Below are 24,981 nucleotides of genomic sequence, written 5' to 3'. Positions count from 1 at the left end.
AATGCTTGTGGAAGGCGACGCATAATGACCATGCTCAAGGAAGGCCGCCCCACCGCGCCGCAAGCGATCAACGAAGCGGACAGCTTCCCCGCAACCGCCACGGGCAATCGTGCGCTGATGCTGGAGGAAGCGCTGATCTTCGAGATCGGCTCTTGCCACACCACCGGCGTCGATTTCGCCGATGCGCCGAAGGTCGCCGGTCGTCTCGGCAGCCTCGCCCGCGCCGACAGCATCGGCCTGCCCGGCCTGTCGGAGCAGGAAACGGTGCGCCATTATACGCGCCTCAGCCGCCAGAACTACGCCATCGACCTGGGTCTGTTCCCGCTCGGCTCCTGCACGATGAAGCATAATCCGCGCCTCAATGAAAAGGTTGCGCGGATGCCGGGTTTCGCGGACATTCACCCCCTTCAACCGCAATCGACGGTGCAGGGCGCGCTTGGCGTCATCAATGAACTCGCCTTCTGGCTGATCGACCTGACGGGCATGTATGGCGTCGCCATGACGCCCAAGGCGGGCGCCCATGGTGAATTGTGCGGCCTGCTCTGCATTCGCGCCGCGTTGGAAGCGCGCGGCGACGCGCGCAGCGTCGTCCTGGTCCCCGAAAGCGCGCATGGCACCAATCCCGCCACCGCTGCTTTCTGCGGCTATAAGGTGGAGGATATCCCGGCCACCCCGGACGGCCGCGTCGACCTGGAGGCGCTCAAGGCACGCCTGGGGCCGGATGTCGCGGCGGTGATGATCACCAACCCGAACACCTGCGGCCTGTTCGAGCGCGACATGAAGAAGATTTCCGATGCGGTCCATGCCGCCGGGGCCTTCGTCTATTGCGACGGTGCGAACTTCAACGCCATCGTCGGCCGGGTCCGCCCCGGCGACCTGGGCGTCGATGCGATGCACATCAACCTGCACAAGACCTTCTCCACTCCCCATGGCGGCGGTGGTCCCGGTTCCGGTCCGGTGGTGTTGTCCGAAGCGCTCGCTCCCTTCGGCCCGCTGCCCTACACGGCGCGCATGGCCGACGGCACGATCCACCTGATCGAGGAGGATAATGTCGGTGAGGAAATGCCGAACAGCTTCGGTCGCATGTCGGCTTTCCACGGCCAGATGGGCATGTTCACCCGTGCGTTGACCTATATTCTCAGCCACGGCGCGGACGGCTTGCGCCAGGTGGCGGAAGACGCGGTGCTCAACGCCAACTATATCCTGCGCAGCCTGGACGATGTGCTGGATGCGCCCTTCGGCCATAGCGGCCCCTGTATGCATGAGGCCTTGTTCAGCGATAAGGGGCTGGCCGAAGGCTTCACCACGCTCGACATTGCCAAGGGGCTGATCGACGAAGGCTTCCACCCGATGACCATGTATTTCCCGCTGGTCGTCCATGGCGCGATGCTGGTCGAACCGACCGAAACGGAAAGCAAGACCGCGCTCGACCAGTTCATCCTGGCGCTGCGCAGCCTGGCCGGACGCGCCAAGGCAGGGGACGAGGCGCTCAAGGGCGCGCCCTATTTCGCCCCGCGGCGCCGCCTCGACGAGACGCTGGCCGCGCGCAAGCCGGTCCTCGCCTGGACCGAGCCGGACCTGGCGGCAGCGGCCGAATGACGGACAGGCCGGAACCCTGGCAAGCGGGTTCCGGCCCTGCTATCGCGGGCAAGCGTTTCGCCCCCGCGACGCAGCGCAACGGCGACGCCATTGTGGCCGTCCTGCGGGACGAACTGCCCCCCTTCGGCCTGGTGCTGGAGGTGGCGAGCGGCAGCGGCGAACATGCTGTACGGTTCGCTGACGCTTTTGCCGATCTCTCCTGGCAACCGACCGATCCCGATCCGGCGGCGCTGGCGTCGATCGAAGCGTGGCGTGCCGAAGCGAACCTTCCCAATCTCCGTGCGCCGCGCCTGCTGGATGCCGCAAGCGACTGGCCGATCGCGCGGGCCGATGCGATCCTTTGCATCAACATGGTCCATATCAGTCCATGGGGTGCAACGCAGGGCCTGCTGAAGGGGGCGGGGGAGGCGCTGCCGCCCGGCGGCCTGCTCTATCTCTATGGTCCCTATCTGCGCGAAGGCGTGGCGACCGCGCCCGGCAATCTTGCCTTCGACGCCTCGCTCAAGGCGCGTGATCCGCATTGGGGCTTACGGCGACTTGAGGATGTGATCGCGGCGGCGGATGCGCAGGGGCTGGCGTTCGACCGGCTGGTGGAGATGCCCGCGAACAATCTGTCGCTTATCTTCCGTCGTCGGGATTGAAAGAGCAACGTGCTCCTGCGAAAGCAGGAGCCTAGGGCGAAGGGGAGTGACCTGACACCCTAGGCTCCTGCTTTCGCAGGAGCACGTCCTATATAATGGTGCCATGCCCAACCATCTTCTCCCTCTCGTCACCGCCGAACTGACCGCGACCGCCGACCCGCGCGCCGTTGCCATGGCCGGCGCGCTGGCGGCGAAATATCCAGATGCCGCCCGCGCCGTGCTCTTCTACGGCTCCTGCCTGCGGGAGAAAAATCTCGACGGGTTGATGCTGGATTTCTACCTGATCGTCTCGGACTATCCGTCCGCTTATGGCAAAAGCTGGCTGACCCGCGCCAACCGCCTGATCCCGCCCAATGTTTTCCCCTTCGAGCATCAGGGCCTGATCGCCAAATATGCGGTCCTGTCCGAAGCCGACTTCGCCCGGCTCAACAGCCCTGTCGCCGATAATGTCTCGGTCTGGGCGCGCTTCGCCCAGCCGTCACGCCTGCTCTGGGCCGCCGACGATCCCGCCCGCCAGCGCGCCATCGCCGCCGTGGCGCAGGCCGCGCCGACCCTGCTCTCGCTCGCCCGGCCTATGGCGGAGGGGCAGGACGATGCGCTTTCCTTGTGGAAGATCGGTTTCACCCTGACCTACAATGCCGAATTGCGTGCGGAGAAGAAGGGCCGCTCGCTCTCGATCGTCGATGCCGATCCCGATCGCTATCGCCGTTTCGGCGAGGCCGCGCTGGCCGATGGGTTGCCCCCTTCGCCGCCGGATGCGGCCGTCCATTGGCGCCGTCTGCAAGGGCGCGGCAAGCGTTTGTCGCTGTTCCGCCTGGCCAAGGCCAGTTTCACCTATGCCGGCGGCATCGACTATCTCGCCTGGAAGATTAATCGCCACGCCGGCACCGCGATCGAGATCAAGCCATGGCAGCGGCGCTGGCCGCTGCTCGGCGCGATCACTCTGCTGCCGCGGCTGTTCCGGGGTGGTGCGATCCGTTGAGCGCCTGAGCCAGCGTCTGGCCCAATGCCGCCAGCGTATATGGCTTGCGGAGCACCACATGCCCCTTGAAATCGGCGCGGGTGCCGCTGTCGCCGGCATAGCCAGTGACGAACAGCACCGGCAGATGGTGGAAACGGGGCGGCAGGCTGTTAATCATTTCCGGCCCGGTCATGTCGGGCATCAGCACGTCGCTCATGATAAGGCCGATGTCAGCATTGTTCGCGAGTAGTCGGGCTGCCTTCGACGGATGCTCGCACGCCACCGGCAGATGGCCAAGCTCGCTGAGCGCGGCCATCGTCTGGTTCAGCACGCGGGGATCATCCTCCACCACCAGGATGCGCGTGGGCGGATGCTGTACCGGCGCGCGCGCAAAGTCGCCCGCATCAGCTTCGGTCTCGTCCACTGCCCTGGTCGAGCGCGGGAGGTAGAGATGCACGCTGCTGCCCTGGCCCGGTTCGGATTCGATCCGCACCTCGCCCGCGCTCTGTCGCACGAAACCGAAAATCTGGCTGAGGCCCAGGCCCGTGCCCTTGCCGACCGGCTTTGTGGTGAAGAAGGGTTCGAACACGCGCGCCAGAACTTCGGGCGTCATGCCGCAACCATCGTCACTCACGGTCAGCACGATATAATCGCCCGCCGTGCATTCCCCGATCTCTCCTGCCTTGAGCGTCGCACGGCCGGTCGACAGAGTCAGCTTGCCCCGTCCCTCCATGGCGTCGCGGGCGTTGACGCACAGGTTCAGGATCGCGTTTTCCATCTGATGCTGATCGACGAAAATGCGCCAGCCCTGCGCCTGGTGAGCAAAGGAGACGATGATCTGGTCGCCGATCGTGCGGTCGATCAGGTCGGCCATGCCCGACAACAGCGCATCGGGGTCGACGGCGCTGGGCAGCAGCGGTTCGGACCGGGCAAAGGCGAGCAGCCGCCGGGTCAGTGCAGCGGCGCGATTGGCGCCCTCCATCGCATTGTCGAGATGGCGGGTCGCTTCCTCCGGCTTCAGCCGCAATTTGCGCTTGGCCAGTTCCAGCCCGCCGACGACGACGGCCAGCATATTGTTGAAGTCATGGGCGATGCCGCCGGTCAACTGGCCCACCGCGTCCATCTTCTGCATCTGGCGCAGATTATCCTCTGCCGCCGCGCGCTCGGTCGATTCGCGCTTCAACTGCTCATAGGCGTCGGACAATTCGGCGGTACGGGCGCGAACAGCATCCTCCAGCCTGTCGGCGCGCTCGGTCTCGGCCTCCGCCTGTCGCCGGGCCTTGCGCCGTTCGCCATAGGCGACATTGGCGAACCAGGCGGCAAAGAGGATGCAGACCAGCATGGCCAGGCCCAGCAGCCGCGACGTCTTGCCGACCCATTCGCTGCGGTCGCCGGCGATCGTCACCGCCAGGCTGCGTTCGCGCAGCCGCGCATTTTCCGCGTTGATGACCAGGTCGAGCAGGGCAGTGATGCGGCGCAGGTCCTGGCTCTTGCCGGCCTGGTGGAACCGCGCCAGCGCCCCCATCTTCTGGTCATAGGTGGTGCGCAGCCCGATTTCGTTCAGCGTGTTGCCGCGCTGGGCGAAGGCATATTGCAGCGCCTCGACATTGCCGCGCTGCCAGCGTGATCCGCGCGTGGCGTAATGCAGCGCCTTGAGCTGGCTGGCGGCGCCGCGCCACTGATCCTGGAACAGGCGGCCGGTGTCGGGGTCCAGGCTGATGACATAGCGGGCCAACGTCACTTCGGCGCGGGCGGTGCGTGCTTCGAACCCGCGGGCCAGCGTGATAATCTCGAAGCTGCGCTGTTGTTCGGCAAGCGCGCGCTGATGATCGCGCGTGGCGTTGCTGGCGGTGTAGAGCAGCGCGCCCAGCGACCCGATCAGCAGGGCGACGAGCAGCAGCGGCAGGGCGCGCCGGGCGACGGTGCGCCAGCCTCTGCTCAGATCATCTTGAAATTCGCCCTCGGCCATTGAGCGCTACACTAGACGAACAGGATTAACGGCGGAATATCGCAGACTGAAAGTTCCATGTGGCTGCAACATTCCATCGTAGTTAAGGCTCGATCGGCCGTTCTCGGTGTGTGAACGGGTCAGCCGATCGCACCGGTTGCCTTGCCCGCCGCTTCGAACATGGCGATGATCTGGCCGACCTGTTCGTCGCTATGTTCGGCGCAGAGCGAGCAGCGCAGCAGGAAGGTGCCGGCCGGGGTGGCCGGCGGGCGCGCCATGTTGACGTACAGGCCCAGTTCCAGCAGCGTCTGCCACATCGCCACCGCCTGCGTCTGGTCGGTCAGGATGACCGCGATGATCGCCGACTGCGGCGTTTCGCTGCCCAGCTTGAAGCCGAGGTCGCTGAGGCCCTTGTGCAGCCGCTGGCTGTTCTTCCACAGATGTGCGCGCTTTTCGCCTGCGTGCATCAGCTTGCGGATGCTGGTCGCGGCGGTGGCGACGACGCTGGGGGGCAGCGACGCGGTGAAGACATAAGGACGGCACACGAGGCGCAGGATTTCGAACTTGGGATGGTTCGACACGCAGAAGCCACCTACCGTGCCGACCGACTTGGAGAAGGTGCCGACCACGAAATCGATCTCGCCCTCGACGCCCTGTTCCTCATAGGCGCCCCGGCCATTGGGACCGAAAAAGCCCATGCCATGGGCTTCGTCGCACAGGATCATGCAGTTGGGATGCTTGCGGATCGCGGCGACCATTTCGGGCAGGGGTGCGACGTCGCCCAGCATCGAATAGACGCCTTCCAGCACCACCAGCTTCAGCGCGTCGGCGGGCAGGCGGCCCAGGCGCTTGTCCAGATCCTCGACGCTGTTGTGGCGGAAGCGGACGATCTCCGCATTGCCCAGGCCGCAACCGTCATAGATGGACGCATGGCTGTCGGCATCCAGCACGACATAGTCGCCCTTGCCCGCGAGGGTGGAGATGATGCCGAGATTCGCCTGATAGCCGGTCGAGAAGACCATGGCGCCGCTGGTGCCGTAAAATTCCTTGAGCGCATCCTCGACTTCCTTGTGGCCCTGATAGGTGCCGTTGAGGACGCGGCTGCCGGTGGTGCCCGCGCCGAACTCGTCCAGCGCCTTCTTGCCCGCCGCGACCACATCCGGGTCGAAGGTCATGCCCATATAATTATAGGTGCCGAGCAGGATGGTTTCCTTGCCCTTGATGATCGCGCGGGTGGGCGAGAGCACCTCATCCATCACGATCGCATAGGGATCCCGCACGCCCGTCGCCAACAGCGCCTCGCGCTCGGCGATCAGCGGATCGAACTTGGAGAAGAGGTCGCGGGTTTCGGTGGCGATGGCGGCGTCGGTCATAATATCCAAAGTCCCTTAACCGTTCGGGCTGAGCGAAGTCGAAGGGCGTTGCTGAGCGAAGCCGAGGCTCCTTGCTTCGCCTTCGCTCAGGACGAACGGCAAAAATCTAAATCAGGCGGCCTTCAGCTTCGCGACCGCGTCCACCAACTGGCCGACCGTCTCGATCTCGGCCTGCATGTTCATGGTGATGATGATGTCGAACTCATCCTCGATGGCCGCGACGAAGTCCATCACCGTCAGGCTGTCCCATTCCAGGTCGCCTGCGAAGGTGGTGGCCTCGGACAGCTCGACGCCCTTCTTGTTGAAGGGGGCGATCTGCGCCGCAACGATGTCGAAAATCTCGGTGCGATCCGTCATTATCGTGAAAATCTTTCCGTCAAAGCGCGGCATGTGCCGCCTCGACCTGCTCTTTGGCAAGTGAATAAGGCGTCAATCGGGCAGCATCGCGCCCGAATATGTACGCGAAATTTGGGCCGATCAGCGGAAATTGTCGGCGTAGGCCTGCAATTTCAGCGTTTTGGGGGGCGTCGTGATGACGGTATAGGCGACGCCCTTCTTTTCCGCATAGGCAACCGCGCTTTCCTGCGACGGGAAGCTCAGCTTCAACTGCTGCTGCGTGTCGCCCGAACCGGCCCAGCCGGTCAGCGGGTCGGGCTTCTTCGCCTCGGCTGGCGCATATTCCAGCACCCATTTGTGGGTCAGCGCCTTGCCGGACTGGAGGGCGTTCTTCTGGATCTGGTAAATGCGCGCGCTCATCGCGATAGGACTCCGGTAAATCGTCATTGTGCGTTGCACCAGCGATCGCCGTTAAGTCAAGAGTTGCGGCGAGCGTCCGCGTTTTTGGTGCGCAATGTGGCACTGGCGGCGGTTGGATCGTCGGGCCAGGGATGGCGGGGATAGCGGCCGCGCATTTCCTTGGCGACATCGCGCCAGTTGCCCGCCCAGAAGCCGGGCAGGTCGCGCGTCGTCTGGATCGGCCGCCCGGCCGGCGAGGTGAGCGACAGGACGAGCGGGATATGCTGGCTGCCCACGACCGGATGTTGATTGAGGCCGAACAGCGCCTGGACGCGCAGTTCCACCCGCGGCCCGCCTTCGGCCGCATAGTCGATCGCATGGCTGCTCCCGGCGGGCGACCGGAAGTCGGGTGGAGCGAGCCGGTCGAGCTGGCTCTTGCCGTCCCAGCCGATCAGCCCTTCCAGCACGCCCGAAAGCTGCGAGCGGTCGATATCGGACAGCCGTCGCTTGCCGGTGAGCAGGGGTGGCAGCCATTGGTCGAGCGTCTCCATCAGCGCAGCGTCCGACAAGGCCTCGACACCGGCGAACCCGCCGCGCATCCGCAGCGACTGCGCCGCCTCCGACCAGGGGAGGAGAGAAAGGCCGCCCTGCCGCACGCCGTCGATCAGCGCCATTGTTACCGCATCGGGATCAGGCTTGTCGTCCGACCCGGAGGATAGCCGCACGGCGCCCAGCCGCCGCTCGCGAACTGCCTCGATCCCGCCATTGGCGGGACGGAAGCGTACCGTGCGATGCTCCGCGATGCGTACACCGAACAGGACAACAACATCGGCTTCGCTGATTGGCGCGGCCGACAGGATGCGCGCACCCGCCGCGCTGCCCTGCACCTCGCCCACGGCCAGCCATTCTTCCCGTGCCAGCGGCGACAGCGGATCGAGCCGGAAACCGCGCCCGCCCACGCTCGTCCAGTCCGCGCCGTCGGCGGAGCGGCGCTTGGCCACGCGGTCCGGGAAGGCGAGGGCGAGGCAGAGGCCGGCCCCTTCTTCTCCCCTCCCTTCCAGGGAGGGGCCGGGGGTGGGTGGCGAGCGAAGCGAGCCTCCTGCGGAGGCACCCACTCCAAACCCCTCCCTGGAAGGGAGGGGCTTAAGAAGGGTCGCCCACCTCTTCGCCAATCCTCGCGCCGTGTCCGCGCGCTTGCCGCTTTCCCGCCGCCAGCGCTGCCGGCGCAGGGTCAGGTCGGTATCCTGCCCGCCAATTCCGCGCTCGCCCAGCAACACCGCGATCTCGGCCGCGACTTCCGCCAGCCCCATTTCTCCCGCACGCACCAGCATATGGGCTATCCTCGGCGCGAGCGGCAGTTTCGCCAGCGCCTTGCCATGCGGCGTGATCCGTCCGTTCGCGTCGAGCGCCTCCAGCACGGTCAGTCGCTTGCGCGCTTCGTCCACCGCCGCGGCGGGCGGCACATCCAGCCAGCGCAACGACGTCGGATCGTTCACGCCCCAGAGCGCGCAGTCCAACAACAAGCTGGACAGGTCGCTTTCCAATATTTCCGGCGGATCGAAGGGCGGCATTCCCGCACTCGCCGCCGCTTCCCAAAGCCGATAGGCGACGCCGGGCCGCTGCCGCGCCGCACGCCCGGCGCGTTGGGTCGCCGATGCCTGGCTCGCCCGCTCGGTGACGAGCCGGGTGACGCCCGCCGCCCGGTCATAGCGAGGACGCCGCGCCAGCCCGCTATCCACCACGATCCGCACGCCGTCGATGGTCAGGCTGGTTTCCGCGATAGAGGTGGCGAGGATCACCTTGCGCCGACCATCGCGCGAGGGGCGGATCGCGGCGCGCTGCGCCGCCGGGTCGAGTGACCCATGCAGCATATGGATATCATAGGGACCGCCCTCGATCCGCTCGGCCGTCCGCTCGATCTCGCGCGCACCGGGCAGGAAGGCGAGCAGGTCGCCCTCCGCTTCCTCGGTCAGGGCGCGGCGGATCGTCGCTGCCATCTCATCCTCGATCCGCTTTTCCGATGCGCGGCCGACATGGCGCAATTCCAGCGGCTGGATGCGTCCCTCGCTCTCGATCACCGGCGCGCCGTTCAGGAGAGAAGCGAATCGCGCGCCATCCAAAGTTGCCGACATCGGCAATATGCGCAGGTCCGGTCGCAGTGCTTCCTGTGCGTCCAGCGCCAGCGCCAGCCCGAAATCGCTGTCCAGGCTGCGCTCATGCACTTCGTCGAACAGCACCGCCGACACACCGGCCAGTTCCGGATCGTCCTGGATGCGCCGCACGAAAATGCCCTCGGTCAGGACCAGAAGGCGGGTCTTGCCCGAAAGCTTGCTGTCCATGCGCGTCGCGTAGCCGACCGTGCCGCCGGGCTGCTCGCCCATCATCTCGGCGATCCGCTCCGCCGCCGCCCGCGCCGCCAACCTGCGCGGCGACAGCAGCAGCACCTGTCCGCTGCACCAGGGTTCGTCCAGCAACGCGGGCGCCACCGCCGTCGTCTTGCCCGCGCCCGGCGGCGCGACCAGCACGGCATTGCTTCCCGCCCGCAAGGCGGCGAGCAGGTCGGGCAGCACGGCATGGATCGGCAGGGCGGTCATTGCTGCTCCTCTCGCGCCAATCGGCGTGGAGTGCAAGGCGCGCCGCCTAGCCGAACAGATAGATGTGGATCGGGTTTTTCGGGTCCAGCAGCATCTTGGTGGTCAGCGCCAGCGACATGACGATCAGCAGCGGCTTGATGAGCCGCGATCCGAAACGCATGGCGAGGTACGACCCGATCTGCCCGCCGGTGATGCTACCGACCGCCATCGCCAGCCCCGCGATCCAGATCACATGCCCGCCCGCCAGCATGGTGAGCAGGCCCGCAATGTTGCTGGCGAAATTGGCCGCCTTGGTCTGGGCCGTCGCGCGCAGGATCGACAGGCCGCCCAGCGCCAGGAAGATGGTGGTGTAGAAGGCCCCCGCGCCCGGCCCGAAAAAGCCGTCGTAAAATCCCACCACGCCGATCAGGCCGGACAGGCCGGCGATGCCGATCCGCGCATGGCGGTCGGCGTCGCCCAGCTTGGGCGAGAAGGTGAAATAGGCGGCCATGGCGATCAGCAGCGCGGGCATCAACCCGGCCAGGATCGACGGGTCGACCCGCTGCAACAGCCAGGCCCCGGCCACCGACCCGCCAAAGGCCGCCAGCACGGGCCACTTATAGGCTTTGAGGTCCATATGCCCCCGCCGCGCATAGGCGACGCAGGCGCCGAACGTGCCAAAGCAGCTTTGCAGCTTGTTGGTGGCGACCGCCTGCACCGGTGGCACGCCCGCCGCCATCAGTGCTGGCAGGGTGATGAGGCCGCCACCGCCCGCCATCGCGTCGACGCACCCCGCCATCAGCGCGGCGGCCATGAGGAAGGCGATGGTTTCGGGGGACAGGATCAATTATTATATTCCGTTCAGGCTGAGCGAAGTCGAAGCCCGCCACCGAACATAGCGAGGTGCCTCGCTGCGCTCGGCTTGGCCCTTCGACTTCGTTCAGGGCGAACGGTCTGGAGAACGAGCGAAGTCGCCCTTCCCCTCAATAAGCCCGCGCTATAGCGAACTCGACCGCTTCGGTAAGGGCCGCTTTCGCCTTGCCGGCATCGAACATGCCCAGCGCGTCGATCGCCCGCTGGCCATAATGACGCGCGCGCGCCAGCGTGTCGGCGATGGCCCCGGTGTGGCGCAGCAACCCGGTGGCATGGGCCAGATCTTCGTCGCTGATCCTGTGGCCCGCGATCGCCGCCTTCCAGAATGCCTTATCCTCGTCGCTGCCGCGCGCATAGGCCAGGATCACCGGCAACGTCACCTTGCCGTCGCGGAAATCGTCGCCCGCATTCTTGCCCATGGTCGCGCCGTCCGATTCATAGTCGATCGCGTCATCGATCAACTGAAAGGCGATGCCAAGGTTGCGGCCATAAACGTCCAGCGCATGTTCCTCGCTCTCGTCGCGGTCGGCGACCACGGCGGAAATGCGGCAGGCGGCAGAGAAGAGGGCGGCGGTCTTCGCGCCGATAATGTCCAGATATTGCTCTTCGCTGGTGTCGATCTTGCGCTGGGCGGTGAGCTGGTTCACCTCGCCCTCGGCGATCACGGCCGATGCGTTGGACAGGATCTTCAGCACCTTGAGCGACTCCGCCTCGACCATCAGTTCGAAGGAGCGGGAGAAGAGGAAGTCGCCGACCAGCACGCTGGCGCTGTTGCCCCAGATGATGTTGGCGGTCTTGCGGCCCCGGCGCAGTCCCGATCCGTCGACCACATCGTCGTGCAGCAGCGTGGCGGTGTGGATGAACTCGACCGCGGCGGCCAGCTTGTAGTGACGGCTTCCCGCATAACCCACCAGGTCGGCGCAGGCGAGCGTCAGCATCGGCCGCAGCCTTTTGCCGCCGCCCGCGATCAGATGGCCGGCCAGTTCGGGGATCAGCGGAATGCGCGACTGCATCCGGTCGACGATGACGGCGTTGACCTGGTTCATGCCATCGGCGACCAGGCTCATGATGGGCGTGAGCGATGGCGCGCGAGCGGAGGCACTCGAAGCGTGGCCGATCGGATGGACGTTACCGGGGGCGGGGGCTGTCATGACCTGCGTCATGTGGCGGTGCAAAATGCTAAAGGCAAGCGGGAATAGCTTGCGTGGAGGCCCGGATAGGGCAAAAAGCGCGCGATCTGAACCGGAGGCCCAAGTGGACGAGAGATTGAAGCGCTATCGTGAAAGCATCGACAATATCGACGCGGCGCTGGTGTTCATGCTGGCCGAGCGGTTCAAGGTCACGCAGGCGGTGGGTGAGTATAAAGCGACTCACGACCTGCCGCCCGCCGATCCCAGCCGCGAGGAGCGCCAGATCACCCGCCTGCGCCAGCTTGCGCTCGACGCGAATCTGGACCCGGACTTCACCGAGAAATTTCTACGCTTCATCATCGATGAAGTGATCCGCCACCACGAACGGCTGCGGGAAGGCTGACCGGCCCTGTGGCCTATCCCGCCGGATACCCCTCATGCCCGGCATTGGACCAGAGGAAGCTGGTATAGGTCAGCATGGTCGAGAAGCTTTCCGACCGCACCTGATGCCACCAGCCCAGGGGTATGTAGAGCAGGTCGCCCGGCGCCAGCAGCACCTCGTAACGCAATATGTCCCGCGCCTGCGGATAGGTTTTGAGCTGCGCTGCATCGGTCACGTCCCGCACGTCGCTGAACACATGGGTCCGGTGCGCCAGCCGTTTCGTCTGTGACGGCGGGACCAGGATGATGCGCTTGGTCCCGGTCACTTGCGCCAGCAGATTGTTGGTGAGGTCGAAATGCAGCGGCGTGAACGTGCCTTCGCCGCCGATCCACAGCATTCCCGGCGCGCGCGTCAGATAGGCGTCGATCGCCCCGAGGTCCGCCTCCAGCGGTTTGAGCGCCGGGCCGTTGGCCGCGCTGTTATAGGCGGTGAGATAGGCGTCATTGCCACCGCTTCGCGCCAGCGCGATGAAGTCGCGGAACGGCGCCCGATGTTTGTGCCGATCCTTCGCCAGTTCATAATCGCCCGCGCCGTTGCGCCCGCCCTGATATTCGATCATGGCGTCGCCGATGGCATTGGCCAGATAATCGGGCGTCCATCGCGCCAGCGCGGGCCAGTCCGCGATCATGCCCTTTATCAGCACCGGGCGGCCCGGCGCGTAGAAGCTGTGCAGAAAATCCTCACCCGACAGATTTTCCGCGGTCAGTAAGCCGGACGCATAGGGGGAAAGCTCCCGTTGCCGCTCCATCACGTCGAGCAGCCAGTCGCGCCGTTTGAGCGCCAGGGCTTCGTCGGAGGTTTGCGGCCTGGGCGGCGCGGGTGCTGCCGCGCCGAAACCGATCTGTCGCAAGGCCATCTGCATCCGCATGTCGGCGGCCTGGGCGGGAAGGGGCGGTGGACGCTTGCTCATGCTGTCCTCTAGCGCCGCATCATGACGGGGATGTTGCGGTCGATGACGATTATGTGACGGTTCAGGCCGGTTCCGCCACCTCAACCTTCCTGCCCTGCGACCGTCCCAGCAGCACGCCGCCCAGCGCCAGCGCGAATCCGGCCAACTGCACCGGCCCCAGCTTTTCCCCGAACAGCAGCCATGCCTCGATCGCCGCGAGGGGCGGCACCAGCAGCAACAGCATCGACATGCGGGTCGGTCCCTGATGCCGTACCAGCCACACGAGCAAGGAGAGGCCGGCCGCCGACAGCCCCAGCACCGACCAGCCCAGGCCGATCCACAGCACGGGGTCATTGTCCCAACGCCATTCCCCGACGATCAGGGTCGCGGTGATCGCCACCAGCGCGCCGCCCAGATTTTGCGCCGCGCCGGACATCAAGATCGGGTCACCGGCAATCGCGCCTCGCTGGATCAGCGTTCCGCCGGTCATGGCGAAGATCGCGATGATGCCGGCCACGGCCGGGACCATCGGCACCGCACCCGCGCCGCTCCGTTCGATCGCGGGCAGCAGCACGCACGCCACCCCGGCGATCGCGATGGCAAGGCCGCCCCAGGCCCGCCACGGCAGCCTTTCGCCCAGCAACGCGACGCTTGCGATTGCCACCATCAGCGGCTGGGTCGCCCCCAGCAGCGCCATGATCCCGGCCGGCATCCCATGGCTCACCGCCCACCAACTGACGGTGAGATACAGGCCATGCAGCATCGCGCCCGCGCCCAGATGCAGGCCCAGCCGCCGCCCCTTCGGCCAGATCTGCCGCGCATAGGTGGCTGCGCCCGCCAGCAGCAGCGTCGTGATGCTGAGGCGTATCGCCAGCACCAGTTCCGGCGCCGCGTGCGGCACCAGGGCGCGCGCGACGATGAAGCCGGTGGACCAGATCAGGACGAAGAGGATGGAAGCGAGCAGGCCGAACATAGCGCCGCCTTTGGCCGAACGGCCGGGCGATGTCGAGGCGAGGCAGGAAAGAGGGGCCGCCTTCCCTGTCGGGAGGGCGCCCCTTCTTTCTCCCTTCGTGCAATCAGAACTTCACGCGGCCTTCCAGGCCGATGGTGCGTGGCTGCGCGACCGACCGGGCATAGCCGCGATAGATGACGCCATCGTTGACCTGGCCGTAACGGGTCAGGTCGTTCGACACGCCGGTGATGGCATATTTGTCGAAGATGTTGTTGGCGAACAGGCTGAGTTCCCAGACGTCCGTGCTGTACGTCACCGATGCACGGTGCATCACATAGGAAGGCAGTCGTTCACCGCCGCCGCGCGCGCCCGGGCGGGTCAGGATGCCGCCGGTATAGGTGGCGGTCCAGTTCAGGCGCAAATCATTGTCACCCATCGGGACAATATAGACGGCCGAGGCCGCACCCGAATTTTTGGCGGAGCCGGGCAGGCGATCGCCCGAAAACAGGTCGGCGCTGCCATCCGCGGTGGAGAGCAGGCCCGGCACGTCTTCGGTCAGCTTCGCATCCAGATAGGAATAGTTGCCGCGGATGGTGAACTGGTCGGTGATGCGGGCATTGAAGGTGAAATCGACGCCTTGCGATTTGGCCTTGCCGCCATTGGCGGTGATGCCGATGGCGCCGTTGACCGTCTGACTGGCCAACTGAATGCCATCCCACTTCACCTGGAAGACCGAGAGGCTGGTGGACAGACGCCGGTCGAACAGTTGCGCGCGGACACCCAGTTCCAGATTTTTCACCTTGTCCGGGCCGAAGGTCAGCTCGTCAGGCAGGGCGCAGAGATTCTGGCCTGGGGGCAGCGGCTGGATGCACGGCACCACGCGGTTCACGCCGCCGATCCGGTAGCCCTTGCTATAAGTGGCATAGGCCATGAGATCGGGCGTGAAGTTGAACGACGTGTTGAATTTCCAGACGAAGCCATCGTCCCCGGCCTGGCCGCTACGGACGCGCGACGGGTCGATGGTCAGGCTGGGATAGGGCATCCGCCGCCGGCCCGATCGGGTCATCGGCGTGTCCGACCCGCCGGTGATCGACGTGTCGTAGCGGAAATAGCGGCCGCCCGCCGTGATCTGCCATTGTTCGATCGGTTTGAAGGTCAGTTCGCCGAACACGGCCTGCTCGTCGGTCTTCGACCGGGTGAAGGACACATATTCTGCGCCATCGGGACGGACCAGGCCATCGTAGAAACCGCCATAGATATCGCTGCCTGTAGGCGAGGCGGCGAACTCGGCGAAGCCGGGCAGGCGTTCCACGCTGTCGGACCGGAACTTCATGCTGTTGTAGAAGCCGCCAAGCACCCAACTGAACGGCCCGCCATGGGTGGAAACCAGGCGGATTTCCTGGTTGAACTGCTTGCGGGTGTTGATGCCCGTCGTGTAGCCCGCGAAGGCCGGGAACAGTTCATAATCATAGTCGAGGTCGAGCAACAGGTCGGTGACGTCACCGACCGTATTGTTCTTCGTCTTGGTGAAGGCGCTGGCCCAGACCGCCTGCGCTACGTCGCCCAACTGCGCTTCCATTTCCAGGCTGATGAGCTGCGACCTGCGGGTCGAGGGTTCGGCATAGCGCCATGGCGCTTCATATTTACCCTCGCCAATCACACCGCCGCCTGTGGCCTGACGGCCGCCGGTGCGGGTCTTCTGATAGGCGTAGGTCAGATAAGCGTTGAAATTCTCGACCGAAATGCCGAGCTGGTTGCGGGTAGTGAAGGTCTTTTCCCAGTTGAGATCCTTCTTGCCGGCGAAATTGGCGTCCTTGTCCGCATCGCTGCCGGTCGGATTGTTCAGCCCACCGGGCTGGGCCAGCGACACGCCGGGCGTCTTTACCAGGAACGGATAGTCGATGAAGCCTGGATCATAATAATAGCCGGTGGCCGTGCGGAAGGCCAACACGTCCTTGATGATCGGAATGTTGAGGGTCGCGTCGCCGACATAGCCGACGCCCTTCGAATGGGCGACGTCATAGGCGCGTCCATGGACTTCGCCGCTGAACTTCGTCGGATCGGGCCGGTTCGGGATGTAGCGGATGGCGCCCGCCAGCGTGCCCAGGCCATAGAGCGTGCCCTGCGGCCCCAGCAGCGTTTCGACCCGCTCGATGTCGATGAACTTGAAATCGAGATAGAGCGGAATTTCGCCCAGATAGGTGCCGATGGCATTGTCGTAATTGTTGCCGGACGCGCCGCTATCGTCGGCGGACAGGCCGCGCATGACGATGGTCGCCGCGCCGCGCGGTCCGGTGTCGGTGACGGTGATGCCGGGGGTGAAGGCGCCCAGGTCGCGTACGTCGTCCAGCCGTTCGGCCGCCAGTTCCGCCGCGCCGATGGCCGCAATATTGATCGGGGTTTCCATCAGCGTGGTGCTGCGGCGGGTGCCGGTGACGACGATCATGTCGCTTTCCGCTTCGGCTGCGGCGGTTTGCGCCGAGGCGGGCGTGGCGGTTGCCGCGCCGGATATGATCGTCGCGGACAATAGCCCCAGTTTCAGTCTTGCGCGATACGACATGGTGTTCCCCTTTTTTCCAATGTCTTCCCAGCCATGCCCCCCCTCCCGGATCGGCCATCCCGTCCTTGAGGTACGGCAATGGCGCTGCGGGCGGCATGGGCTGCCGCCTCGTATTTTTCTGGCATGGCGGGGAGGCTATGGACCGTGCAGCCGGTCAAACATGGGGCATTTGACGTAGCCTGTCCGTCTCTCCCGATATGGGCCTGTCCTACGTCAAATGCCCCATTGGGGTGCGGTGCGCCGTCCGCTTACCCCTGTTCCAAGCAGCAGGATTTCCTGCCCTCTTTCCTGACGTCTATGCCCCTTCACCGGGCCGGAGAATGACATGCCGTCAATGAGCGCCATCACTGGATGGAGCATGGCCGGGGTCGCGGCGATCGGCGCCGCAGTCGCGGGCGTGTCGCCGCCCCGCTTGCCCGATCGCAACGCCGCCACGCCTGCGATGCAGACGCCGCTGGAAGACGATATGGGCCGTCCCAAGCCATTGGACCTGCCCAAGGATGTCGAGGCAAAGCTGGCCGGGGTGGACAAGGCGAAGGTCGATTTCCTGAAAAGCGGCGTCACCGGCCGCTATGTCGAGAAGGACGCGCTGTTCGATCGCATCCGCAAGGGCAGCGTGCAGGAGATCAGCGCCTATATCGACGCGATGCAGGCGCTGCACGCGCAGGTCGAGTTCAAGGCCGGGCGCGATCTGGCGTCTATCCCGCTCGACACGCGATCACCCTGGTTCAACGCCTGGAAGGTGAAGCGATCCGCCGCGCTGGACCCCAGGCGCGATCCCGGCCCGATCGAACTGACCCGCTATATCGGTGGCTATGGTGGGGGTTTCGCCACCTTCGCGGGCGCACCGGTGGCGATGACGCCGGAGGATTTGAAGGCCGGGAAGGTCGACGTGGCGATCGTCGGTGCACCGCTCGACATGGGGTCGGGCTGGCGCAACGCGATCGACGGGCCGCGCGCGATGCGCATGACCGGCGGCGCGGCCGGCAATGACATGTATTCGATGATAAACCCCAACGCCGCGCTCAAGATCGTGGATTATGGCGATATCGCCATCGACCAGAACAGCACCGAACGTAGCGTCGATCATGTGCGTGAGATGGTGGGGGAGATTGCCCGGACCGGCGCGATCCCGATCGTCATCGGCGGCGACCACAGCCTGGAATATCCCAATGTTGCGGCGGCAGCTGACGTGCATGGCAAGGGCAATGTCAGCGTCATCCACTTCGACAGCCATTATGACATCGGCCGCGGGCGCGTACATCTGCTCGATCATGGCCAGCCGGTCTATCGCGTCATCAGCGAAGGCCATGTGCGCGGCAGCGACTATATCCAGGTCGGCCTGCGCGCGCGCGGTCCCGACCTCGAAACCTTCGGCTGGATGCGCAACAAGGGGATGCGCTACCACACCATGGTCGAGGTCGAGAAATGGGGCTGGGACAAGGTGATGGCGCGCGCGCTCAAGGAAGCGCGGGAGAAAGCCAAGAAGCTGTGGATCAGCTTTGACGTCGATGTGCTGGACCCGGCCTTCATGCCCGGCACCGGTACGCCGGTCCCCGGCGGCCTGACGATGCGGGAAGCGCAGCCGATCATGCGCAACCTGTGCGCCCAGAACGACATTGCCGGCATCGATATCGTCGAAGTCGCGCCCTATCTGGACACCAGTTACAAGACCGCGCTCAACAGCAATTTCCTGCTGAACGCCTGCCTCGCGGGCATCGCCATGCGCAAGAAGGGGCTGAAGCCCGGCTATCTCAACCCCGTGTCCGTCGATCACGGCCTGGACGCCTATTATGGGAAGAAGAATTGATGGCACGCTCCACCTTGCTGGCGCGCAGCGCCGCCGCTTGCCTCGCCCTTGCGATCCTGTCCGGTCCCGCGCTGGCGCAGGGCGACCCGCTCGCTAGCCTGTCGGCGGAGAAGAAGGCGTTGCTGTCCGACGTTGCAACGCTGGAACGCTTCGGCCTGACGCCGGAGAAATTGCAGGTCGCGCTGGCTGGCCGGTCGGCGGCGGATGTCGACGCCTATGCGACCGCACTGATGGCGGTGGTCGAGGACAGCAAATATAAGGCCGGTCGCGACCCGGCCGAAATCGCGCTCAACCCGCAGGCGCGGGGCTGGAACGCGGGTACGACATTGCGGCCCAAGATGTTCGACAAGCGGAAGCGCGATGATGGCCCGTTCAGCCTGAAGCGTTACATGTTCCAGAAGGGCGGCATCCCGACCTTCGCCGATGCGCCGATCGCGATCCGCAAGGAGGATCTGGTTGCGGGCAAGGTGGAGGTCGCCTTCGTCGGCGTGCCGCTTGATTTCTCATCGGGCTGGCGCGACGCCAAGCACGCGCCGATGGCGCTGCGCGGCATGGACGGGCTGGTCGGCGCGGATGCCGATGGCGGGATCGATCCGGGGCTGGTGCTCTCGATCGCTGACTATGGCGACCTTTCCCCCGACTATATGGCGCCCGACCGGGGCCTGGACCATATCCGCGCGATGATCGCCGAAATGGCGAGCGTGGGCGTGGTGCCCTTCATCGTCGGCGGTGACCATACGATCATGTTCCCGGACGTGGCGGCGATGGTCGACACCTATGGCGCGGGCAAGGTCGCGCTGGTGCAGTTCGACGCCCATGCCGATGCCGAACTGGATGGCGATCATCTGATTTCGGACAATCAGACGCTGACCCGGTTGCTGGAGCAGAATCTGCTGCGCGGCAGTGACGTGACGCTGGTCGGCCTGCACGGGCGCGACGCCGGGCCTGCGACACAGAAGCGGTTGACCGATGCCGGGGCGAAGATCGTCCCGACCGCCGCCGTGCAGGAAAAGGGGTGGCAGGCGGTCACGACCGACCTGATCGCGGGCCTGAAGACGGGGCCGGAGAATATCTTCATCTCCTTCGATATGAGCGTGCTCGATCCGGGCGATGCGCCCGCGTCAGGGCGGCCGGTGCCGGGCGGCATCACCATGCGCGAGGCGATCCCGATGGTGCGGCAGCTATGCGCGCAGACCAAGGTGGTGGGCTTCGACCTGCTCGACGCCGCGCCGATCCTGGACCCGACCTATGTCAGCCGGATGAGCGCCAATTACATATTGCACGCCTGCCTCAGCGGCATCGCGATGCGCAAGACGGGCGTGGCGCCGGTCCAGACCGCCAAGCGCTGAACAAGGGAGGGCCGTCATGCCATCGATCAGTGCGATAAGCGGGTGGAGCATGGCGGCAGTGGCTGCGGCCGCTTCGGTGGTGGCGGGCAATAGCTTCGACACGCCCAACCCGCCGCCGTCCATCCCGCAGGCGGACATCATGGGCGAACCCAAGCCCATCATGTTGCCCGCCGATGTCGTGGCGAAACTGTCCGGCATCGCGCCGGAGAAGGTGGCCCTCATCAAGGAAGGGCGCACCGGTCGCTATGTCGAGAAGGATGTGCTGTTCGATCGCATCCGAACCCTGCCTGCGGTGGAGCTGGCGGCCTATATCGACGCGATCGCCGCGCTCCATGCGCAGGTCGAGTATAAGGAAGGGCGCGACGCCAAGACCATTCCGCTCGATACCCGATCGGCCTGGTTCAACGCCTGGAAGGCGAAGCGCCCGCTGGTGATGGACCCCAAGCGTGAGGCAGGTCCGATGGACCTGGGCCGCTATATCGGCGGGCGGCGCGGCGGGTTCGCCACCTTCGCGGGCGCGCCGGTGGCGATGACGCCCGAAGACCTCAAGGCCGGGAAGGTGGATGTCGCGATCGTCGGCGCGCCGCTCGACATGGGGTCGGGCTGGCGCAATGCGATCGACGGGCCGCGTGCGCTGCGGATGACCGGCGGGGCAGGCGGCAACGACATGTATGCGATGATAAACCCCAGTTCCGCGCTGGAGATTGTCGATTATGGCGACATCGCCATCGACCAGAACAGCACCGAACGCAGCGTCGCCCATGTGCGCGAGATGGTGCGGGAGATCGCCCAGACCGGCGCGATCCCGATCGTGATCGGCGGCGATCACAGCCTGGAATATCCCAATGTCGCCGCAGCCGCCGACGTGCATGGCAAGGGCAATGTCAGCGTCATCCATTTCGACAGCCATTATGATGTCGGCCGCAACGGGGTGCATTGGATCACGCACGGTTCGCCCGTTTATCGCGTGCTGCATGAAGGCCATGTGCGGCCCCAGGATTATATCCAGGTCGGCCTGCGCGCGCGCGGCCCGGACCTGGAGACGTTCGGATGGATGCGCAACAAGGGGATGCGCTACCACACGATGGTCGAGGTCGAGAAATGGGGCTGGAACAAGGTGATGGCCCGCGCCATCGCCGAAGCGCGCCAGAACGCGAAGAAGCTGTGGATCAGCTTCGACGTCGACGTGCTGGATCCGGCCTTCATGCCTGGCACCGGCACGCCGGTCCCCGGTGGCCTGACGATGCGGGAAGCGCAGCCGATCATGCGGCGGCTCTGCGCGGAGAATGACATTGCCGGCATCGATATCGTCGAAGTCGCGCCCTATCTGGACACCAGTTACAAGACCGCGCTCAACAGCAATTATCTGCTGAACGCCTGCCTGACCGGCATCGCCATGCGCAAGAAGGGCCTGCCGCCGCGCTACTGGAGTCCGGTGTCGTCCGACCATGGGCAGGACGATTATTACGGCCCGAAAAAGAAATCCTGACAGTCGTCAAGATTCTCATGGCGGATTGTCATGAGGCCATACGTCATTTGGGCAATGGCGCGCCGCGAGCGTCCGCCTAGGCTTCGACGCGCGCCCAAGGCAAAAGGCCGGGCGCCAAGGGGGACATATAGGGTGAAGCGGCTTCCCGTCTCGAAATTGGGCCTGTTGGCGCTGTTTTCCGCGTCGGTCGTGTTCGCGCAGGCAGATGGCGGCCCCGATGGCGCGACGATGAAGGAAACGGAAGCGGGCATCCCTGTCGCCGACCCGCTGGTCAAGGAAAAGTGCGGAAGCTGCCATACCGGCGACGACAAGGGCAATCTCTCACGCATTAGCTGGGTCCGCACCACGCCGGAGGGCTGGGCGCAGGCGATCAAGCGGATGGTGCGCCTGAATGGCCTCTCCATCACGCCGGAGGAAAGCCGGTCGATCGTCAAGTCGCTCTCCGCCTCGCACGGACTGGCGCCGGAGGAAGCGCGGACGGTCATGTATCTGCCCGAAAAGCGGATCATCGACGAAACGATCATTCCCAATGAGACGATGCGCGGGGCGTGCGCAAGCTGCCACAGCTATGCGCAACCCATGTCCTGGCGGCGGTCGAAGCTGGAATGGAAGACGCTCCAGGATCTGCATGTCGCCCTCTATTCGCAGGCCGACGCCCAATATCGCCGCCCCGCCGAGGACAGCGAACAGCCTGCTGGCCGCGATCCCAAGGACAAGCTGACGCGCGGCGACTATGCGCTGACCTTCCTGCCCAAGGTGGCCGGGCTGCACACGCCCGAATGGGCCGCCTGGAGCGCGCGGCAGCGCATTCCGCGCCTGGCGGGCGAATGGCTGGTGGTCGCGTCGGTGCCGGGCAAGGGCAAGTTCGTGGGTGAGATGAACGTCACACCGGGCAAGGCTGCGGACGAGTTCAGCACAACCGCGACGCTCCGGTCGCTGACCGATGGCGGCGCGATCAGCCGCAGCGGCACGGGTATCGTCTATGCCGGTTATAGCTGGCGCGGTTCGTCCAAGGGGGCGACGGCGGCCAAGCCCGACGACTTTGGCAGCGCGGCGCGGGAGGCGATGTGGTTCGCGCCCGACCAGCAGAGCGCGCAGGGTCGCTGGTTCTGGGGCGACTATCAGGAATTCGGCTATGATGTGCAGCTGGTGCGCGCCACAGCCGCGCCCGCGATCCTGGCGGTGACGCCGGGGCCGGTGAAGGCGGGGACGAAGGGGGTGCAACTGCGCATCCTGGGCCATAATCTGCCCGTATCGCCCAGCGCCGCCGACATCGATCTGGGTGCGGGCGTCACCGTCACGAAGGTCGTGTCGGCCAGTCCGAAAGAGCTGGTGCTGGTCGCCGATGTCGCGCCGGGCGCGGCGTCGGGGCAGCGCGATGTCGCCATTGCCGGGGCGGTGCTGGAGCAGGCCTTCCCGGTCTTCCACAAGATCGACTATATCAAGGCGACGCCCGAAACCGCGCTGGCGCGGCTGGGCGGGGTGAAATTCCCCAAGGGCTATCAGCAGTTCGAGGCGATCGGATACGAAAACGGCCTCGACGGCAAGCCCAATACGCCGGACGACATCGCCGTGGGACCGGTCGAGGCCGACTGGGCGATGCAGGAATTCATGTCGGTCTATTATGACGATGACGCCAAATATGTCGGCGCGCTCAGCCCTACCGCTTTCTTCACCCCGGCGGCCGAAGGCCCGAACCCGGAACGCCGTTTCGGCCGCAACAATTATGGCGAGGTCTGGGTCGTCGCGACCGCCAGACATGAGAAGGACAAGTTCGGCAAAGCGCTGAGCGCCCGATCCTACATGGTCGTGACCGTGCCCGCCTATCAGAAATGGGATCAACCGGAGGTGTCGCGATGACCGTCATGCAGGCGCCCGCTTACGCACGGGCCGAATATCATGGCTTTGAGGCGAGCGGCAGCCACTTCGTCTATCTGGTGAGCGCGGGCGCGATCTTCGAGATCGACGCGGACGTGCGCGCGGTGCTGGCGCGGCTGGACGGGCAGCAACTGACCCATGCCGCGCTGGTGCGGGAGTTGTCGAGCGATGGCACCGACCCGGATGAAGCCGAAGCGCTGGTGCGCGAACTGCGCGCGGCGCGGCTGATCCAGCTTGGCGCGGCGGCCCCGGTCATGCCGCAGGCGCCGCCCGCCGATTTCCCGCTCCAGGCATTGGTGCTGAACGTCACCAACCAGTGCAACCTTGCCTGCACCTATTGCTATGAATTTGGCGCCGACAAGATCGCTACCCCGGCGGGCAAGCCCAAATATATGACGCTGGAGACGGCGAAAGCCTCGGTCGACCTGCTCATCAACGAAGCGGTGGGGCGCAAGGCGGTGCATATCACCTTCTTCGGCGGCGAGACGCTGATGAACTTCAAGCTGCTGCGCGACGTGGTGGGCTATGCCAACGGAGCGACGGCGGCGGCGGGGAAGGCGATCACCTACAGCCTGACCACCAACGCGACCTTGCTGACGAGCGAGATCGTCACCTTCCTGTCCGACAACCGGGTGGGGGTCACTGTGTCGATGGATGGCCCGCCAGACGTGCAGGACAAGCATCGCGTCTATAAAAATGGCAAGGGCAGCTATGCGGTGATCGAGCCGCGCCTGCGCACGCTGATCGCGCATCACAAGACCCGCGCCATCACTGCGCGCGTGACGCTGACCGAAGGCGTCACCGATGTCGTGCGGATCTTCCGCCATTTGAAGGATGATCTGGGTTTCCACGAAGTGGGCTTCGCGCCGGTGACGACGGGCGAGGAGCGTGCCTATTCGCTGGACGACAATGGCATGGACAGCGTGCTGGCGCAGTTCAACATATTGGCGGAGGAATGGCTGGAATATGCCCTTCGCGGGGAATCCCATGGTTTCACCAATGTCAGCGAGACGATCAGTGAACTGATTTCCGGCGTCAACAAATCGCATCCATGCGGTGCGGGGCTGGGCCTTATGGGCGTCAGCCCGTCGGGCGACCTGTCGCCCTGCCACCGCTTCACCGACGCGGACACCCACACGATGGGCCATGTGTCGAGCGGCATAGACCGCGCCAAGCAGGGCGCGTTTCTGGCCAAGGGCCATGTCGAGGCGAAATATGATTGCCAGAGCTGCTGGGCGCGGCCGCTCTGCGCGGGGGGATGCCATCATGAAGCCTTCGTCCGCTATGGCGACACCGGCCATGCGAACCTCCATTATTGCGACTGGATACGGCAATGGACCGACACCTGCCTGCGCATCTACGGCGTGCTGGCGGTGCAGAATCCCGGCTTCCTCGAACGCTTCGCTGAACGAAAGGGCCTGTCATGAAGCATCTTCGTGCCATCAATAAAAAGGCGCGCGCGATCGGCGAGGCGGTGGCGCAGATCGAGGCTGCAACGCCCTCGGACATGGAGGAGGATGTCGTCGCCCTCCAGCAACAGCCGCGCCCGCATGTGCCGATGGGCTGCACCCTGTCCTTCTCGCCCGGCTGGGAAGTCGATGCGGGCGGTGGCACGGCGGGGCTTTGTCAGCCGGTCGAACGCGACATTTACGACTGCTACGTCACCTGCTTCTGGCCGGTGCAGGTGCCCGACCATGTGAATTATTCGCCCGACTGGGCCAGCAACTGCGCCACGGCCACCAAGGACTGGCGCAACCTCGACCTCGTTTTCCCATGAGG

At 65.4% G+C, this 24,981-nt stretch carries 20 protein-coding genes; 10 read left to right on the top strand and 10 right to left on the bottom strand.

The window, feature by feature from the left end; translation table 11 throughout:
- Window positions 1-24: 24 nt before the first annotated feature.
- From gcvPB to MOK15_RS08005, 3 genes are all read left to right on the top strand, one after another.
- Window positions 25-1,599: an aminomethyl-transferring glycine dehydrogenase subunit GcvPB gene (gene gcvPB, locus MOK15_RS08015; RefSeq protein WP_242931120.1), complete on the top strand. Its 1,575-nt coding sequence runs from the start codon at window positions 25-27 to the stop codon at window positions 1,597-1,599.
- A complete protein-coding gene (locus MOK15_RS08010; RefSeq protein WP_242931119.1) occupies window positions 1,596-2,240 on the top strand; it encodes a DUF938 domain-containing protein in 645 nt (214 codons plus the stop codon). The genes gcvPB and MOK15_RS08010 overlap by 4 nt, the downstream gene beginning before the upstream one ends.
- Before the next feature lie 103 nt (window positions 2,241-2,343).
- The gene (locus MOK15_RS08005; RefSeq protein ID WP_242931118.1) at window positions 2,344-3,222 is read left to right on the top strand and encodes a hypothetical protein; all 879 of its coding nucleotides are present in this window, start codon (window positions 2,344-2,346) and stop codon (window positions 3,220-3,222) included.
- Here the strand turns inward: MOK15_RS08005 and MOK15_RS08000 are convergent.
- From MOK15_RS08000 to MOK15_RS07970, 7 genes are all read right to left on the bottom strand, one after another.
- A complete protein-coding gene (locus MOK15_RS08000; protein ID WP_242931117.1) occupies window positions 3,179-5,170 on the bottom strand; it encodes an ATP-binding protein in 1,992 nt (663 codons plus the stop codon). The two genes, MOK15_RS08005 and MOK15_RS08000, sit on opposite strands and share 44 nt — an antisense overlap.
- Before the next feature lie 119 nt (window positions 5,171-5,289).
- Window positions 5,290-6,522: an aminotransferase class I/II-fold pyridoxal phosphate-dependent enzyme gene (locus tag MOK15_RS07995; protein WP_242931116.1), complete on the bottom strand. Its 1,233-nt coding sequence runs from the start codon at window positions 6,520-6,522 to the stop codon at window positions 5,290-5,292.
- Window positions 6,523-6,633: 111 nt separating this feature from the next.
- The gene (locus tag MOK15_RS07990; protein ID WP_242931115.1) at window positions 6,634-6,879 is read right to left on the bottom strand and encodes an acyl carrier protein; all 246 of its coding nucleotides are present in this window, start codon (window positions 6,877-6,879) and stop codon (window positions 6,634-6,636) included.
- Window positions 6,880-6,999: 120 nt separating this feature from the next.
- On the bottom strand, window positions 7,000-7,278 hold the full coding sequence (locus MOK15_RS07985; RefSeq protein ID WP_242931114.1) for an ETC complex I subunit: 279 nt from the start codon (window positions 7,276-7,278) through the stop codon (window positions 7,000-7,002).
- A gap of 56 nt (window positions 7,279-7,334) precedes the next feature.
- On the bottom strand, window positions 7,335-9,851 hold the full coding sequence (gene hrpB, locus MOK15_RS07980) for an ATP-dependent helicase HrpB (protein ID WP_242931113.1): 2,517 nt from the start codon (window positions 9,849-9,851) through the stop codon (window positions 7,335-7,337).
- 46 nt (window positions 9,852-9,897) lie between these two features.
- Window positions 9,898-10,677: a TSUP family transporter gene (locus tag MOK15_RS07975; protein WP_242931112.1), complete on the bottom strand. Its 780-nt coding sequence runs from the start codon at window positions 10,675-10,677 to the stop codon at window positions 9,898-9,900.
- 136 nt (window positions 10,678-10,813) lie between these two features.
- Complete coding sequence (locus MOK15_RS07970) at window positions 10,814-11,854, bottom strand: polyprenyl synthetase family protein (RefSeq protein WP_242931111.1); 1,041 nt, start codon at window positions 11,852-11,854, stop codon at window positions 10,814-10,816.
- Between MOK15_RS07970 and MOK15_RS07965 the strand changes: the two genes are divergently transcribed.
- Entirely contained in the window at window positions 11,748-12,236 is a 489-nt protein-coding gene (locus tag MOK15_RS07965) for a chorismate mutase (protein ID WP_347567185.1), read from the top strand. The genes MOK15_RS07970 and MOK15_RS07965 overlap by 107 nt on opposite strands.
- Before the next feature lie 13 nt (window positions 12,237-12,249).
- Here MOK15_RS07965 and MOK15_RS07960 read toward each other — a convergent pair whose 3' ends face one another.
- From MOK15_RS07960 to MOK15_RS07950, 3 genes are all read right to left on the bottom strand, one after another.
- Entirely contained in the window at window positions 12,250-13,185 is a 936-nt protein-coding gene (locus tag MOK15_RS07960) for a cupin-like domain-containing protein (protein ID WP_242931109.1), read from the bottom strand.
- Between the two features lie 61 nt (window positions 13,186-13,246).
- Window positions 13,247-14,137, bottom strand: a complete 891-nt coding sequence (locus MOK15_RS07955; protein ID WP_242931108.1) for a DMT family transporter — start codon at window positions 14,135-14,137, stop codon at window positions 13,247-13,249.
- 103 nt (window positions 14,138-14,240) lie between these two features.
- A complete protein-coding gene (locus MOK15_RS07950; protein WP_242931107.1) occupies window positions 14,241-16,676 on the bottom strand; it encodes a TonB-dependent receptor in 2,436 nt (811 codons plus the stop codon).
- A 325-nt stretch (window positions 16,677-17,001) separates the two neighbouring features.
- Here MOK15_RS07950 and MOK15_RS07945 point away from each other — a divergent pair, with 325 nt between their 5' ends.
- From MOK15_RS07945 to qhpC, 6 genes are all read left to right on the top strand, one after another.
- The gene (locus tag MOK15_RS07945) at window positions 17,002-18,486 is read left to right on the top strand and encodes an agmatinase family protein (RefSeq protein ID WP_242931106.1); all 1,485 of its coding nucleotides are present in this window, start codon (window positions 17,002-17,004) and stop codon (window positions 18,484-18,486) included.
- On the top strand, window positions 18,486-19,835 hold the full coding sequence (locus tag MOK15_RS07940; protein WP_242931105.1) for an agmatinase family protein: 1,350 nt from the start codon (window positions 18,486-18,488) through the stop codon (window positions 19,833-19,835). Before MOK15_RS07945 ends, MOK15_RS07940 begins: the two co-directional genes overlap by 1 nt.
- Before the next feature lie 16 nt (window positions 19,836-19,851).
- Window positions 19,852-21,324 carry an agmatinase family protein gene (locus tag MOK15_RS07935; RefSeq protein WP_242931104.1) on the top strand — a complete coding sequence of 491 codons (1,473 nt, stop codon included), beginning with the start codon at window positions 19,852-19,854 and terminating at the stop codon, window positions 21,322-21,324.
- 132 nt (window positions 21,325-21,456) lie between these two features.
- Complete coding sequence (peaA, locus tag MOK15_RS07930; protein ID WP_242931103.1) at window positions 21,457-23,184, top strand: quinohemoprotein amine dehydrogenase subunit alpha; 1,728 nt, start codon at window positions 21,457-21,459, stop codon at window positions 23,182-23,184.
- Window positions 23,181-24,629 carry a quinohemoprotein amine dehydrogenase maturation protein gene (gene peaB, locus MOK15_RS07925; RefSeq protein WP_242931102.1) on the top strand — a complete coding sequence of 483 codons (1,449 nt, stop codon included), beginning with the start codon at window positions 23,181-23,183 and terminating at the stop codon, window positions 24,627-24,629. Before peaA ends, peaB begins: the two co-directional genes overlap by 4 nt.
- Window positions 24,626-24,979, top strand: a complete 354-nt coding sequence (gene qhpC / locus MOK15_RS07920; protein ID WP_242931101.1) for a quinohemoprotein amine dehydrogenase subunit gamma — start codon at window positions 24,626-24,628, stop codon at window positions 24,977-24,979. The genes peaB and qhpC overlap by 4 nt, the downstream gene beginning before the upstream one ends.
- The last annotated feature ends 2 nt before the right edge of the window (window positions 24,980-24,981 follow it).

The sequence above is a fragment of the Sphingobium sp. BYY-5 genome (genome assembly GCF_022758885.1).
Taxonomy (GTDB): domain Bacteria; phylum Pseudomonadota; class Alphaproteobacteria; order Sphingomonadales; family Sphingomonadaceae; genus Sphingobium.
Note: the sequence above shows the minus strand (reverse complement) of the source record. Positions and strands in the feature narration are given on the sequence as shown.